Raw genomic sequence first — 14,025 nt, forward strand, 5'->3', positions numbered from 1 at the left:
AGCGAGCTGAGGCACAGTCGATCCGGAGCAAGATCACGGGCGGCTCTTCCCAGTGGGCATACGAAGTCCCTACGGTACGTCCGTCAGGTTTCCGTACGATCTTGCGCGCACGTCGCGAAGGCCGGTACGACGAATACAACGGCGCGTCGAACGACGGGGGTGGGGCGATGACCGGTCTGGTCGTCGGGGAGGTCTTCGCGAACGCGGCCCGGGCCGTCCCGGACCGGCCCGCGGTCGTGCTCGGCGAGCGCGCGCTGACCTTCGCCGAACTGGACGCGGCGGCCGAACTCGGCCTGCGCCGGCTGCTCGCCCTGGGCCTCGCGGCCGGCGACCGGGTCGGCTGCGGCCCGATCTCCACCGGTGCGGGCATCGCGGCGGTGCCGCTGTTCGCCGCGCTCGCCCGGCTGGGCGCGGTGCTGGTGCCCGCCGACCCCGAACACCCCGACGCCTTTGCGCCCGCCCTGGTCCTGGCCACGGCCGAACAGGCCGACGCGCTGATCGCCGACCTCGACGACGAGGACCCCGAGGACCTGCCGGAGCCGCCGGACGTCGAACCGGCCGAGACCGACCCGTGCCTGATCGCGCCGGCCGGCCGACGCGGCGTGCTGCTGTCGCACCGGGTGCTGGTGCTGCGCTCGCACCCGGGCGCACTCGCCGAGTCGCGCGGGACACACGTGCTCGCGGCCGACCTGGCCGACGGCCGGTCCTGGACGCTCGCACTCGCCCAATGGCACGCCCGGGACACCCTGGTCCTGGTGCCCGGCGGCGATCCGACCGCCGTGCGCGCGGCGGTGCGCGAACACGCCGCGACCCGGCTCACCGCCACCCCCGCCGTGTGGCGTGCCCTGGCCGAGACCGAGGCCGAGCAGCCCGCCGCCGACGAGGTACTGGACACGCTGCGCTACGCCGACACCGAGCCGACCGAGGCCGCCGTGCTCGCGGACATCGCCCGGATCGCACCGAACGCGAGCGTGCGGGTCGTGCACGACACGCCCGAGACCGGCCCGCTCACCGCGCTGACCGGCCCGGAGGCGTTCGCCCACCCCGGCGCCTGCGGGATCCCCGGCCCGCTGCACTACGTCGCGCTCGACCCGGACGGCGAGATGTGCGTGCGCGGACCGCTGCTGTTCGACGGCTACGCCGACGACCCGGCGGCCACGACCGAGGTGCTCGCCGAGGGCTGGTACCGCACCGGCGACCTGGCCGTGCTCGACGAGACCTCCGGCGTCCTGACCGTGACCGGCCGGGCGGCCGAGCTGATCCGGGTCGGCACCGGGACGGTGGGCCCGGGCGAGGTGGAGCGGGTCCTCAAGGCCCACCCGGACGTCCGCGACGTGGCGGTCATCGGCCTGCCGCACCCCACCGACGGCCACGTGCTCGGCGCCGTGGTGGTCGCCGAGGACCCCGCCCGGGTCCCCGGCCCCGGCGCCCTGCGCACCGCCTGCGCCGAGGCCGGCCTGGCCGAGCACAAGCGCCCGGTGCGCGTCTTCTACGCCGACGAACTGCCCTCCGGAGCCGGCCGCCGCGAGGACCTGGCCCGGGAGATCACCGCGGGCCGCTGACCGGGGACGGTGGACCCGCCCGGCCCCGGGCGGGTCCACCCCATCGGCGAGGTCGATCCCGGACCCGGCGGCCGGGCCGCCTACCCTGGACCCGTGTCCCAGCCACTGCCACCGCCCGTCGACGAAGTCGCCTTCAGGGCCGCAATGTCCCGATTCGCCGCCGGCGTGGTGCTGATCACCGCCGTCGAGGGCGACCCCGACGACGGCGGTCCCGTGGACGACGTGGGAATGACCGCGACCGCGTTCATGTCGGTGTCCCTGGACCCACCGCTGGTGCTGATCAGCCTGCGCCGCGAGGCCCGGATGCGTGACGTGCTGGACGAGCAGCCGCTGTGGGCGGTGTCGCTGCTCTCGCAGAGCCAACGGCACATCGCCGGCCGCTTCGCGATCCCCGGCCGGATCAGCGACCGACTGATGTTCGCCGACATCCCGCACCGCCGCGGCCCGATCTCCGGCGCCGCGCTCGTCGGCGGCGCCCTGGCCACCCTGGAATGCCGCACCCACGAGGTGGTCGAGGCCGGCGACCACATCCTGTACGTCGGCACGGTGCTCGACGTGGCGCTGCCCAGCCCGGAGGGCCCGCCGCTGCTGCACTTCCGGGGCCGCTACCAGAGCCTGGGCTGAGCCCGGCGCAGCGTCCTCAGGGCCGCGGGCCGGGCCGCATCAGGCCGTCCGCGGTCACCGAGGCCACCAGGCGTCCGGCCCGGGTGAACACCCGGATCCGCCCGTGCATGCGCCCGTCGCCCGCGTACTCGCTCGCACATCGCAGCAGCAGCCACTCGTGCGCCGAGAACTCCTCGTGGAAGGTGATGTTCTGGGCCAGCGCCACCGACATCGACCGGCCGCCGCGCCGCTCGATCTCGGCGCGCGGATACGGCCGCAGCGCCACCGGACCCAGGAAGCCCTCGGTCGTCCAGGCCAGGATCGCCCGGGCCATGGTCGCGGTGTCCTCGACCCGCGCGCACCGCGTCCACAGGTCCAGCCGCGGCGGCCCGGCCAGTTCCGGGGCCAACGCGGCCGACCCGCCCGCCGTGCGCACCTCCCACGGCAACATCGGCACCGGCAACTCGGCGCACTCCTCGGGCCCCGGCACCTGCACCGGCAACGGGTCGGCGTGCCGGACCAGTTCGGGCCCGCGCACGCCGAGCGTCACGAACGCCCGGTAGTGCTCGCGCGCGCCCTGGCGAAAGCCGACCTGGAGCATCGCCGCCGACCGGCCCCGATGCAGCGTCTCGACCCGCACCTCGACCGGCTCGGCCGGGTCGCCCGCCCGGGGGAACACGCCCTGGAGCGTGTGCACCGCCATGTGCGGAACCACCAGTTCGGCCGCCACCACCGTCTGCGCCAGCACCTGCGCGCCCAGCGTGCGCGGGATCGGGGTCACGATGTTGCGCGCCCGGAAGGTGACCACCGCGCCGGGCCCGCCCGGGTCCGCGGGCCCCACCGGAGCCAACTCCAGCGCGTCCACCAGGTCGTCCGTCGCGATGCTCGGCCACATCGACACTCCACCAGCCATGCCCGCATGATCGCAGCCCGCCGGGCCGCGGCCGGCAGCGCCCCTGACGGATCGTCAGTTCCGGGTCGCGGTCAGCGTCGCGCACCCCTTCCGGTGAACTTCACGACCAGCGACACCAGGAACGCGGCCACCGCGATGCTGATGATCCACCGGAGCCAGTCGATTCCCCTGGTTTCCTCGACACCGAGCCCGGCGGCGATGCCGTAGCCGATCAGCGTGCCCGCGATGCCCACCGCCATCGTGGCCAGGAAGCCGATCTTCTGCTTGCCGGGGAGAAAGAGCCGCCCCAGCGCGCCGATGATGATGCCGGCGATGATCAAACCAACGAACGTCACGGGTTCCTCCAGCCGGCGGCAGTCGAACAAAACACCTCGACCCGGACTTTTCCGGGCAGGTGTCTCCTGTTCCCCACGATCACCACGCGTTAACGCGAACACACCCGAGCCACAAAGGCCTAAGGTGGTTGCGCCTGCCGGGTGGCCACGGTGCAAAATGGTCCGGTACACGCCCCGATAGCTCAGTTGGCCAGAGCACGCGCCTTGTAAGCGCGGGGTCGTCGGTTCGAACCCGACTCGGGGCTCACAGGGCCACCGGCCTGCGGAAACGCGGCCGGTGGCCCGTTTTCGTGGTTGGCACGTCGGTGCCACAGCACGCGCCTGGCGGGTGTTTCGCCTGCCGGACACGCGTGGGCCGCGACCGGCCACGAACCCCCGTGCCGGCCCGATTCCGCCGACGACTTCGCCTGCGATTTTGCCTACGGACGGCGGAGGATGTCCGGCGCCGGGCCGGTGGAGGCCCGGACGACCAGCTCCGGGCGGTAGATCAGTTCGGTCCGCGGCGCCCGGCCCCCGCCGATCTCGTCGAGCAGCGCTCGCACCGCCGCCGCACCCATCGCCTGCACCGCCTGGCGCACCGTGGTCAGCGGCGGATCGGTGAACGCCACCAGCGGCGAGTCGTCGTAGCCCACCACCGAGACGTCCTGCGGCACCCGCAGGCCGCGCTCGCGCGCCGCCCGCACGGCGCCGAGCGCCATCAGGTCGCTACCGCACACGATGGCCGTCGCCCCCCGCTCCCACAGCGCGCCGGCCGCCGCCTGCCCACCCTCGACCGAGAACAGCGACCGCTCGATCCAGCCGTCCGCGTCCTCGACCCCGAACCGCTCGGCGAGCCCGCGCCGAAAGCCGGCGATCTTGCGCGCGGTGGGCACGTACCGCTCCGGTCCGACCGCGAGCCCGATCGCGGTGTGCCGCAGCGAGGCCAGGTGCCCTATCGCCAACTCCACCGCGACCGCCTCGTCGCTGGAGATGAACGGCGCGTCCACGCCCGGCGCGAAGCCGTTGACGAACACCATCGGCAGGCCGCGCTCGACCAGGCGCAGGTAGCGGGACAGGTCCGCGCCCGAGTCCGAGTGCAGACCGGAGACGAACACGATCCCGGACACCCCGCGTTCCAGGAGCAGTTCGGTGTAGTCGTCCTCGGTGACCCCGCCCGGGGTCTGGGTGCACAACACCGGCGTGTACCCGTGGTGCGCCAACGCCCGCTCGATGACCTGCGCGAACGCCGGGAAGATCGGGTTGTCCAACTCCGGGAGCATCAACCCGACCAGGCCCGCACTGCGGCGTCGAAGCCGGGCGGGCCGTTCGTATCCGAGCACGTCGAGAGCGGTCAGGACGGCCCGCCGAGTGTCGTCCGCGACTCCGGGTTTGCTGTTGAGCACCCGGCTCACGGTCGCCTCGCTGACCCCTGCCTGCGTTGCGATGTCCGCCAGCCGAGCCTTCATGCCCCGCAGCCTAGTGAGACTTTCAGCAGGATTTCGCAGGGCTTTGCGGGGCACGCAAAACATTTCCGGCGATCCCGACTGCTGACAGATGCCGTGCGCCCGGGTACGGTGATCGCAGTCCGTCAAGAATGGACTAGACCACTTGCCCAGCGCGACACACGGGCAATCTGCACCGGGTACTTCACCCTCCACTCGGATCGTCCGGCACGTTCCTGCCGGTGGAAGGACACATCACCATGGCCACGGTCAGCTACAAGCAGGCGACCTGTACCTACAAGGGCGCCGAGCGCCCGTCCGTCAACGCGCTGGACCTGGAGATCGCCGACGGCGAGTTCCTGGTTCTGGTCGGTCCCTCCGGCTGCGGAAAGTCCACCTCCCTGCGCATGCTCGCGGGTCTCGAGGAGGTCACCGGCGGTTCGATCCACATCGGCGACCGCGAGGTCACCAACCTGGAGCCCAAGGACCGCGACATCGCGATGGTGTTCCAGAACTACGCGCTGTACCCGCACATGACGGTCGCCGAGAACATGGGCTTCGCGCTCAAGATCGCCGGCATCGACAAGAAGCAGATCCGGGCGAAGGTCGAAGAGGCCGCGAAGATCCTCGACCTCACCGAGTACCTGGACCGCAAGCCGAAGGCGCTCTCCGGCGGTCAGCGTCAGCGCGTCGCGATGGGCCGCGCGATCGTCCGCGAGCCGCAGGTCTTCCTGATGGACGAGCCGCTGTCCAACCTGGACGCCAAGCTCCGCGTGCAGACCCGTACCCAGATCGCCGGCCTGCAGCGCCGTCTGGGCATCACCACCGTGTACGTCACGCACGACCAGGTCGAGGCGATGACCATGGGCGACCGCGTCGCGGTGCTCAAGGACGGTCTCCTCCAGCAGGTCGACACCCCGCGCAACATGTACGACCGCCCGGCCAACGTGTTCGTGGCCGGCTTCATCGGCTCGCCCGCGATGAACCTGATCGAGGTCGACCTCGCCGAGGACGGCATCCGCTTCGGCGACGCGGTCGTACCGGTCTCCCGCGAGGCCCGCGAGGCGGCCGTCGCCGAGGGCGCGAAGAAGGTCACCCTGGGCGTGCGCCCCGAGCACCTGAAGATCAACTCGGCCGAGGGCCTGTCCAAGGACAGCAAGGGCCTCGCGGTCTCGGTGGACGTGGTCGAGGAACTCGGCTCGGACGCCTTCGTCTACGGCTCGGTCACCATCGACGGCGAGACCAAGCCCCTGGTCGTCCGCGTGCCCGGCCGTGACGTGCCGGAGAAGGGCGGCGTCCTGCACGTGGTCCCGACCGGCGGCGAGACGCACCTGTTCTCGACGAAGACCGGCGAGCGCCTGCACGACTGATCGGATTGTCGGGCGACTTGGTCGCGGGTCTGCGCGGGGCGCGCGAGCTGCGCGTCTCGCGCGGGTGCGCGGGGCCCGCGCCACGAACGACGGGCCGACCGGAGTCGCGGGCGCAACCGGCCCGGGCGGCCGGAGTCGTGGGTGCGACGTTGCTTCTTGGCGGGCGACTTCGCCGCCGGCTCGCGAGGCACCGCTTTTTCTCCCCCCGCTTCGCTCCTCCGAGAAAAAGCGGTCCCTCGCTCGTGACTTCGTAGCCCTCCGCTTCGGGCTCGCCTCGATCCCGTGCGGTCGGCGCCGGTGGCGTTGGATCGGTTTCGGGGTGGGAGCGGGCAGACTCGGGGGATGGAGCGGATGACCGAGACCCAATGGCGGGCCTTCCTGTTGGCCGGGCCGCGCACCGGGAAGCTGGCCACCGTACGTGTCGACGGCCGACCGCACGTGGCGCCGATCTGGTTCGATCTCGACGATCGGGGCGACACCGTCGAACTCGTCTTCACCACGTTCGCGTCCTCGGTCAAGGGTCGTAACCTCGCCAACGACCCGCGGGTGAGCCTGTGTGTGGACGACGACCGGCCGCCGTATGCGTACGTCGTGGTCGAGGGTGAGGCTCGGATCTCGGCGGACCCGGCCGACCTGCGGATCTGGCCGAGTCGCATCGCCGCGCGGTACATGGGCGCGGACAAGGTGGTCGACCGGGAGCCGGTCGACGGCGAACAGGTCGTCCATGTGCACATCCACCACGTGGTCGCGGACCGGAACATCACCGGCTGACCGCGACCGGACAGGACACCGCGCCGGGGCCCGCATCGTGTGCGGGCCCCGGCGCGGTGTCGTGCCTTCGGGGTCAGCCGAGCAGGCCGCCCAGCGGTTTGCCGGCGGCGGGGGCGCCCACGCCGGAGGAACCCGCGGTCGAGCCCGTGGAGCCGGCCGACCCGGCGGACGACGTCGAGGGCCGGGCCGACTTCTTCTCCGTACCGGCCTCGGGGGAAGCCGACTTGGCCGTGCCCGTGCCGGTCCTGGTGGTGGGCGGCGGGGTGTTCGTCGCGCGCGGCGTGTTCTGCGGCTGTGCGTTCTCCCGGCCGCCCGGCGCGGGCGCCGCCGACGGCTCGGTCACCGGCGGCCGCGGTTGGGTCGCCACCGCGGCGCCGGGCTGCCCGGTCGCGGGAGCGGCCGGGGCGATGGAGGCGGCGGGTCCCTCTCGGTCGCCGACCCGGCCGGTGTCCGACTCGTCGAGGTGCCGGTGACCGCCGCCGAGCAACGAGCCGGCGAGCAGCGTCGCGCCGACCCCCGCGCAGGCGAGCATCGAGCCGTAGCCGAGCTTGCGCCGCCGCGCCCGCACGGGAGTGATGATCGGGCCGCGCCAGGTGCGCAGCGACAACCACGCGTCCGCCGAGTACATCGGCGCTCCCGCCAGCGCCAGCGGGCTGAAGGCGGCCAGAAAGACCACGTACGGCGCGTGATAGGGCGAGGAGCCGGTGCCCACCGCGATCAGCACGCCCAGCGACAGGAGCATGCCGAGCAGGCCCGCGAGCCGGGTCCACAACCCCAGCATGACCGCGAAGCCGACCACCACCTGCCCGAACGCGAACAGCAGGCCGGCCGCGATCGCGTGATCGGCGGCCAGATCCATCACCGACGGCGACAGGCTGCCCTCGCGCAACACTCCGATCCGATGCCCGAACGAGTCGGTCGAGCTCGGGTCCAGGAAGCCCGGTGCGTAGAGCTTGCGCAGCCCCTCGACGAGGAACGCCCCGCCCAGGAACAGTCGCAGCGGCAACAGCACCGTGCCGCCCTGGAGGGTGGCCCGGCGCGCGTGCGCGGGCACCGGCGTCGCGGTGCCGTCCCGCTCACGCCCGGCGCCCGGCTCGCGACGCGCCGGCGGCACCCGCCGCCGGGGTGCGTCGTCCCGGATCACCGGCAGCCGTGTGGTGGCGTCGTCCGCCGCTCCACTCGCTCCGGGCGCGGGCTTGCCGGCGCCGCCGGTCCGGGGACCGCCGATCACCACCCGCAAGGTCTTCGTGGGAGTGGCGAGCGACGCCGGATCGCCGGGGTCGCGCACCGCCGAGGGCGAGGGCAACAGCCCGACAGCACCGCCGAAGCTGCCTTCCGTTCTGGTGTCCACGCATCAATAACCGCGCGAGGTCCCCCGAGGATGCGGCCCTTCGCGTATTACCCGATGTGGGCCCATACCGCCCCCGTGCAGCGCTACACTGCGCGCCGCCTGGCCACCTCGTAGAGCACGATGCTCGCCGCGACACCGGCGTTGAGCGACTCGTTGCCGCCCGCCATCGGGATCCGCACGGTGATGTCGCAGGTTTCCTGGACCAGCCGACCCAGGCCCTTGCCCTCGGAACCGACGACCACCACGATCGGGTCGGTCGCCGCGGCCAGTTCCTCCAGCGAGATGTCCCCGTCGGCGGCGAGGCCGACCACGGTCAGGCCCGCCTTCTTGTACGCCTCCAGGGCGCGGGTCAGGTTGGCCGCCCGGGCCACCGGCACCCGGGTGGCGGCCCCCGCCGAGGACTTCCAGGCGCCCGCGGTCATCCCGGCCGCCCGCCGCTCCGGCACGACCACGCCGTGGCCGCCGAAGGCCGCCGCGGAACGGATCACCGCACCGAGGTTGCGCGGATCGGTGACGCTGTCGAGCGCGACGATGATCGGCGTCTCGCCGCGGTCGTGCGCCTCGACCACCAGGTCGTCCGGGTGCGCGTACTCGTACGGCGGCATCTGGAGCACCAGGCCCTGGTGGATCGCGCCGTCGGTCATCCGGTCCAGCTCGGGACGCGGGATCTCCATCAGCGGGATGCCCCGGACGTTGGCGATCTTCATCGCCTCGCGCACCCGGTCGTCGCTGTCGATGTACTGCGCGATGAACAGCGACGTGGCCGGTGCGTCGGCGCGCAGCACCTCGAGCACCGAGTTGCGGCCCGCGACCAGCTCGTTCGAGCTCTTGCCGCCGCGTCCGGGACGACCGCCGGGGGCCCGGCGGGCGGCCGGTGCCGCGGCCTTGCGCTTGGCGGCGGCGTTGGCGGCGCGCTGCTTGGCGTGCCCCTTGCGCATCTCCGCGGGCGGCGTCGGCCCCTTGCCCTTGAGCGCCCGGCGGCTGTGCCCACCAGTACCGACCGAGGGCCCCTTCTTGCTTCCCTCGTTGCGCTTGTTACGGCGCTCCGTGTTGCCGGCCATGACGGGTACATCCCTTCGTTGCGATCCCCGGCCGCTCCGGAGGGCGACCGCCACTACAACCGTACGGCCGGCCCGCCACCTCGTGGCGATCCGGCCGTACGGCACGTTCTCGTCGGGCCCGGCGGGCCCTTGTCGGCTCAGTCCCGGTGCAGCGTCCACCGGGGGCCGTCGGGGGTGTCCTCGACCACGACCCCGGCAGCCGTGAGGCTGTCCCGGACCGCGTCCGCCGCGGCGTAGTCCTTGCGGGCCCGCGCGGCCTCGCGCTGCTGGAGCGCGAGCTTGACCAGGTGGTCGACCACCCCGCGCAGCTCGTCCGAACGACCGGCCGAGGCGCCCGCCGTCCACTGCTCCGACAGCGGGTCCATGCCGAGCACGCCCAGCATCGCCCGGACGTCCGCCGCATGCCGCACGACGGCGTCCTTGTCGCCCGCCGCCAGCGCGGTGTTGCCGTCGCGCACGGTGTTGTGCACGATCGCCATCGCCTGCGGCACGCCCAGGTCGTCGTCCATCGCCGCCGCGAACACCGCCGGCACCTGCGCCGCAGGTTCGATCACCCCGGTCTGCTCGCCCGCGCGCTCGAGGAAACCCTCGATCCGCCCGAACGAGACCTCGGCCTCGCGCAGGGCCTCCTCGCTGTACTCGATCATCGATCGGTAGTGCGGGGTGGCCAGGTAGTACCGCAGGACCAGCGGCGACCAACGCTTGAGCATCTCCGTCACGAGCACGGAGTTGCCGAGCGACTTGCTCATCTTCTCACCGCTGAGGGTGACCCATGCGTTGTGCATCCAGTAGTTGGCGAACGGGTCGCCCGCCGCCTTGGACTGGGCGATCTCGTTCTCGTGGTGCGGGAAGACCAGGTCGAGCCCGCCGCCGTGGATGTCGAACGCGGGCCCCAGGTACTTGTGCGCCATCGCGGAGCACTCCAGGTGCCAGCCCGGACGACCCTGCCCCCACGGGGTCTCCCACGAGGGCTCGCCGGGCTTGGCCGACTTCCACAGCGCGAAGTCGCGCCGATCCCGCTTGCCGGCCGCCCCCGCGCCCGCGTCCTCCGCCTCGCGCATCGCGTCCGGCTTCTGCCCCGAAAGCGCGCCGTAGGCGGGGAACGAGGACACGTCGAAGTACACGTCGCCGCCGGACGGGTAGGCATGCCCCGTGGCGATCAGCCGCTCCATCATCGCGATCATCTCGGGGATGTGCCCGGTCGCCCGCGGCTCCACCGTCGAGGGCAGGCAGCCGAGCGCGGTGTAGGCGTCCGCGAAGGCACGCTCGTTGGTCTGGGCGAGCTGCCAGTGCGGAATCTCCTGCATGCACGACTTCGCGATGATCTTGTCGTCGATGTCGGTGACGTTGCGGCAGAACACGACGTTGTCGCCGCGGTGGGCGAACCACCGGCGCAGCACGTCGAAGTTCAGCCCCGATCGGATGTGCCCGATGTGCGGCGGTGCCTGCACGGTGGCACCACACAAGTAGATCGAGACCTGTCCCTCGACAAGCGGCACGAAGTCCCGGACCGTGCGGGTGCTGGTGTCGTACAGGCGCATGCTCACACGCGCAAGCTTAGAGTGTCGGGGCGGCGCGGCGTTCCCCGTTATCCCTCGGTTCGAACAACGATCGTCACCGGTGGACTCCGGTCGCCACCACGAGCGCGGTGGCGATCGCGGCCACTCCCTCGGCCCGCCCGGTCAGCCCGAGCCCGTCGGTGGTGGTGCCCGACACCGACACCGGCGCACCGACCGCGGCCGACAGCGCGGCCTCGGCCTCGGCCCGGCGCCGGCCCACCTTCGGCCGCACCCCGATCACCTGGACCGCGACGTTGCCGATCTCGAATCCGGCCGCCCGCACCAGTCGCGCCGCCTCGGTCAACAGCGTCACCCCGGACGCTCCCGACCACTGTGGCCGCGAGGTGCCGAAGTGTGCGCCCAAGTCGCCGATTCCGGCCGCCGAGAACAACGCGTCGCACGCCGCGTGCGCGACCACGTCGGCGTCCGAGTGTCCGGCCAGCCCGGTCTCCCCGGGCCAGTGCAGACCGGCCACCCACAACTCGCGGCCCTCTTCGAAGGCGTGCACGTCCACCCCGATCCCGGTGCGGGGCAGCCCGATCGGGGTGTTGTGTTCACCGGACAACGTCGATCCCCGTACCCTCCGCGCCGATCGCCGGCCCGTCCGCCGCCTCCGCGCGGCGCGCCAACAGCGCGCCGGCGAGCAGCAGGTCGAACGGGCGGGTCACCTTGAACGCCTCTTCCGAACCGGGCACCACCACGACCGTGCCGCCGAGGCGTTCGACCATGCCCGCGTCATCGGTGGCACCTTCCCCGCCGAATCCGCCGGCCTCGGCGTGCGCGCGCGCCAACACGGCCCGCCGAAAGCCCTGCGGGGTCTGTACGGCGCGCAGCAGCGACCGGTCGACCGTGCGCACCACCGTCTCCGCACCGTCGACCGAGGAAACCTCTTTGACCGTGTCCACCACGGGCATGGCGGGCACCACCGCGTCGGCCCCGTCGGCGACGGCGGCGATCACCGCCTCCACCACCCGGGCCGGCACGAACGGCCGCGCAGCGTCGTGCACGAGCACGACGTCGTGTTCGGGCGACACGGCAGCAAGCGCCAATCGCACCGATTCCTGGCGTGTCGCACCGCCCGCGACCACCCGTACGGGTGATTCCGCAGGCAAATGCGCACGCAAAAGTTCCCGGACACCGGCGACACCGTCCGGCGGTGCGGCGACCACGACCGCGGTTACCCCGCGGGCGGCCAACAGCGACCGGACGGCGTGCACCAGCATCGGGATGTCCCCAAGCTCACGCAACGCCTTGGGCGCACCGGGACCGAGCCGTTCACCACGCCCTGCAGCGGGCACAAGGACCGCAGCGTTCAACGAAGTCCCCTCAAACCACCCGGGCGCCGACGCCATGTGGCGTCGACACCGCACCGGCGGATCCGTCCGTCATCGACGGGCGGATCCTACGGCTCAGGAAGCCAGAACCTCGTCGAGGATGGCCTCGGCCTTGTCCTCGTTCGTGTTCTCGGCGAGCGCCAACTCGCTCACCAAGATCTGCCGAGCCTTTGCCAGCATGCGCTTTTCGCCTGCCGACAGGCCGCGGTCACGCTCGCGGCGCCATAGATCGCGCACGACCTCCGCGACCTTGATAACGTCACCGGAAGCGAGCTTTTCCAAGTTCGCCTTGTAACGTCGTGACCAGTTCGTCGGTTCCTCGGTGTGCGGAGCGCGCAGCACCTCGAAGACGCGGTCGAGCCCTTCCTGGCCCACCACGTCCCGAACACCGACGAACTCCGCGTTGTCCGCAGGCACGCGGACGGTCAAATCACCCTGGGCGACCTTCAACACCAGATAGGTCTTGTCCACACCCTTGATCGTGCGCTGCTCGATCGCCTCGATCAGCGCGGCCCCGTGATGGGGGTAGACCACGGTGTCGCCAACCTTGAACGTCATGTGACAGGTACCCCTTCCGTGGCTTTCTAGGGTAACACGGGACACGTCCCTACTGAATGACGTTTGCGCAGGTCAGAGCCTTAGTCGGGGCTTGACAACGGGCCTGTGGCCGTGCTGGGACAGGGAACCCCACACCCGCAGGACTCGAACAAAACCGACAAACAGCCCCTCCCGGTCGTGAGTCGGCCACTCTCGCGCGACCCATATGTCACACGGGTCCCACCGGTGTCGGCCCCGTGTTCGAGATCATCGAACGGGCTCGACCCGGTCGCGGCCGGGGCGTCGGGGCGGTGAGCCGCGTACAAGTCGTCCGCCCGGGCTGAGTACGCTGTCCCCGGTCGTCCTGACCGGTCCTCGATCCAAGATCTTCAAGGAGATGCCGCCGCCGTGAGCCGCAGCCTTCGACGCGGCGCCCTCGCCGCCACCGTCGCCGTCGTCCTTCCCCTGGCCGCGGGCTGCGCCAGTGGCAAGGACGCCGAGACCAACGAGATCAAGCCCGACACCGCCAATACGGCGTTCGGCTCGCTCAAGATCCAGAACGTGCAGTTGGTGACGGGCGACCCGGGCAAGAACCTGGTCGCGCTCGGTGGTGCGCTGTTCAACGAGGGCACCAAGCCCGAGACGATCACCAAGGTGACGGTCGACGGCGCGGGTCAGGCCCTGGGCGGTCCGCTGACCATCCCGGCCGGCGGCGCCGTGTACATGGTCGATCCGCCCAAGGAGGTGGCCGCGAACAGCCCGCTGGGCAAGGCCTACCTCGGCCCGCTGGTCTTCCCGGACGCCGCCAAGGTGGAGGCCGGCTCGTTCCGTCGGGTGACGTTCGTGTTCGGCACCGCCGGCGAGACCTCGCTGGACGTGTCGGTGCACTCGCCCACGAGCTACTACGCGCAGCTCAAGCCGACCCCGGCGTTCACCCCGCCGCCGCCGGCCCCGCCCGCCCCGCCGACCCAGACGGCGCCCGCCACGGGTGCTCCCGCCACGGGGGCTCCCGTCAACAGCACGGGCAACGCCACGGCGCCCGCGACGGGCAACACCGGTGCGACCGGCACCCCGCGCAACAGCTCGTCGGCCCCGGCCGGCGGCTGATCGCACCCGGCACCCGCACGACGGGTACCTACGACGGCGCCCGCGCCGCCCCCGGTGAACGGTGGGCGGCGCGGGCGCCGTCGTAGGGAAGGGGTGTCCCC

General features: G+C 72.2%; 14 protein-coding genes and 1 tRNA gene. 6 read left to right on the plus strand and 9 right to left on the minus strand.

Features of this window, described 5'->3' with window-relative positions; genetic code table 11:
* The first annotated feature begins 101 nt into the window (after window positions 1–101).
* Together ACIBM5_RS21200 and ACIBM5_RS21205 are read left to right on the plus strand one after the other, a co-directional pair.
* Window positions 102–1,562 (plus strand): class I adenylate-forming enzyme family protein, encoded by a 1,461-nt coding sequence (locus ACIBM5_RS21200; protein ID WP_396008281.1) that lies wholly within the window; start codon window positions 102–104, stop codon window positions 1,560–1,562.
* Between the two features lie 144 nt (window positions 1,563–1,706).
* Window positions 1,707–2,186 carry a flavin reductase family protein gene (locus tag ACIBM5_RS21205; protein WP_396008359.1) on the plus strand — a complete coding sequence of 160 codons (480 nt, stop codon included), beginning with the start codon at window positions 1,707–1,709 and terminating at the stop codon, window positions 2,184–2,186.
* Window positions 2,187–2,202: 16 nt separating this feature from the next.
* Here the strand turns inward: ACIBM5_RS21205 and ACIBM5_RS21210 are convergent, their stop codons facing one another.
* Both ACIBM5_RS21210 and ACIBM5_RS21215 read right to left on the minus strand, forming a co-directional pair.
* A complete protein-coding gene (locus ACIBM5_RS21210; protein WP_396008282.1) occupies window positions 2,203–3,078 on the minus strand; it encodes an acyl-CoA thioesterase in 876 nt (291 codons plus the stop codon).
* 71 nt (window positions 3,079–3,149) lie between these two features.
* Window positions 3,150–3,413 carry a GlsB/YeaQ/YmgE family stress response membrane protein gene (locus ACIBM5_RS21215; protein ID WP_391588181.1) on the minus strand — a complete coding sequence of 88 codons (264 nt, stop codon included), beginning with the start codon at window positions 3,411–3,413 and terminating at the stop codon, window positions 3,150–3,152.
* 171 nt (window positions 3,414–3,584) lie between these two features.
* On the opposite strand from ACIBM5_RS21215, the gene ACIBM5_RS21220 reads away from it, so the two are divergent.
* Window positions 3,585–3,658 (plus strand) — tRNA-Thr (locus tag ACIBM5_RS21220).
* Between the two features lie 174 nt (window positions 3,659–3,832).
* On the opposite strand, the gene ACIBM5_RS21225 is transcribed toward ACIBM5_RS21220, so the two are convergent.
* Complete coding sequence (locus ACIBM5_RS21225; protein WP_396008283.1) at window positions 3,833–4,858, minus strand: LacI family DNA-binding transcriptional regulator; 1,026 nt, start codon at window positions 4,856–4,858, stop codon at window positions 3,833–3,835.
* 236 nt (window positions 4,859–5,094) lie between these two features.
* Here ACIBM5_RS21225 and ACIBM5_RS21230 point away from each other — a divergent pair, with 236 nt between their 5' ends.
* Both ACIBM5_RS21230 and ACIBM5_RS21235 read left to right on the plus strand, forming a co-directional pair.
* A complete protein-coding gene (locus tag ACIBM5_RS21230; protein WP_391588179.1) occupies window positions 5,095–6,204 on the plus strand; it encodes an ABC transporter ATP-binding protein in 1,110 nt (369 codons plus the stop codon).
* A 342-nt stretch (window positions 6,205–6,546) separates the two neighbouring features.
* Window positions 6,547–6,975, plus strand: a complete 429-nt coding sequence (locus ACIBM5_RS21235) for a PPOX class F420-dependent oxidoreductase (protein ID WP_391588178.1) — start codon at window positions 6,547–6,549, stop codon at window positions 6,973–6,975.
* 73 nt (window positions 6,976–7,048) lie between these two features.
* Here ACIBM5_RS21235 and ACIBM5_RS21240 read toward each other — a convergent pair whose 3' ends face one another.
* From ACIBM5_RS21240 to ACIBM5_RS21265, 6 genes are all read right to left on the minus strand, one after another.
* Window positions 7,049–8,326 (minus strand): TQO small subunit DoxD, encoded by a 1,278-nt coding sequence (locus ACIBM5_RS21240; protein ID WP_396008284.1) that lies wholly within the window; start codon window positions 8,324–8,326, stop codon window positions 7,049–7,051.
* A gap of 83 nt (window positions 8,327–8,409) precedes the next feature.
* On the minus strand, window positions 8,410–9,387 hold the full coding sequence (gene rlmB, locus ACIBM5_RS21245) for a 23S rRNA (guanosine(2251)-2'-O)-methyltransferase RlmB (protein WP_391588176.1): 978 nt from the start codon (window positions 9,385–9,387) through the stop codon (window positions 8,410–8,412).
* A gap of 137 nt (window positions 9,388–9,524) precedes the next feature.
* Window positions 9,525–10,934 (minus strand): cysteine--tRNA ligase, encoded by a 1,410-nt coding sequence (cysS, locus tag ACIBM5_RS21250; RefSeq protein ID WP_396008285.1) that lies wholly within the window; start codon window positions 10,932–10,934, stop codon window positions 9,525–9,527.
* Between the two features lie 67 nt (window positions 10,935–11,001).
* Window positions 11,002–11,511, minus strand: a complete 510-nt coding sequence (ispF, locus tag ACIBM5_RS21255; RefSeq protein WP_396008286.1) for a 2-C-methyl-D-erythritol 2,4-cyclodiphosphate synthase — start codon at window positions 11,509–11,511, stop codon at window positions 11,002–11,004.
* Window positions 11,501–12,298 carry a 2-C-methyl-D-erythritol 4-phosphate cytidylyltransferase gene (ispD, locus tag ACIBM5_RS21260; RefSeq protein ID WP_396008287.1) on the minus strand — a complete coding sequence of 266 codons (798 nt, stop codon included), beginning with the start codon at window positions 12,296–12,298 and terminating at the stop codon, window positions 11,501–11,503. Before ispD ends, ispF begins: the two co-directional genes overlap by 11 nt.
* Window positions 12,299–12,355: 57 nt before the next feature.
* Window positions 12,356–12,838 carry a CarD family transcriptional regulator gene (locus ACIBM5_RS21265; protein WP_020552233.1) on the minus strand — a complete coding sequence of 161 codons (483 nt, stop codon included), beginning with the start codon at window positions 12,836–12,838 and terminating at the stop codon, window positions 12,356–12,358.
* Window positions 12,839–13,225: 387 nt separating this feature from the next.
* Between ACIBM5_RS21265 and ACIBM5_RS21270 the strand changes: the two genes are divergently transcribed.
* A complete protein-coding gene (locus tag ACIBM5_RS21270) occupies window positions 13,226–13,924 on the plus strand; it encodes a hypothetical protein (RefSeq protein WP_396008288.1) in 699 nt (232 codons plus the stop codon).
* Window positions 13,925–14,025: the final 101 nt, after the last annotated feature.

Source organism: Embleya sp. NPDC050493 (assembly GCF_044458105.1).
GTDB lineage: Bacteria > Actinomycetota > Actinomycetes > Streptomycetales > Streptomycetaceae > Embleya.

What these genes read in the sequence shown, in the direction of transcription:
- ACIBM5_RS21205 (WP_396008359.1), top strand. Translation starts at nt 1,707, where the DNA reads ATGTCCCGATTCGCCGCCGGCGTGGTGCTGATCACCGCCGTCGAGGGC.
- ACIBM5_RS21210 (WP_396008282.1), bottom strand. Translation starts at nt 3,078, where the DNA reads ATGGCTGGTGGAGTGTCGATGTGGCCGAGCATCGCGACGGACGACCTG.
- ACIBM5_RS21225 (WP_396008283.1), bottom strand. Translation starts at nt 4,858, where the DNA reads ATGAAGGCTCGGCTGGCGGACATCGCAACGCAGGCAGGGGTCAGCGAG.
- ACIBM5_RS21230 (WP_391588179.1), top strand. Translation starts at nt 5,095, where the DNA reads ATGGCCACGGTCAGCTACAAGCAGGCGACCTGTACCTACAAGGGCGCC.
- ACIBM5_RS21235 (WP_391588178.1), top strand. Translation starts at nt 6,547, where the DNA reads ATGGAGCGGATGACCGAGACCCAATGGCGGGCCTTCCTGTTGGCCGGG.
- rlmB (WP_391588176.1), bottom strand. Translation starts at nt 9,387, where the DNA reads ATGGCCGGCAACACGGAGCGCCGTAACAAGCGCAACGAGGGAAGCAAG.
- ispD (WP_396008287.1), bottom strand. Translation starts at nt 12,298, where the DNA reads ATGGCGTCGGCGCCCGGGTGGTTTGAGGGGACTTCGTTGAACGCTGCG.
- ACIBM5_RS21265 (WP_020552233.1), bottom strand. Translation starts at nt 12,838, where the DNA reads ATGACGTTCAAGGTTGGCGACACCGTGGTCTACCCCCATCACGGGGCC.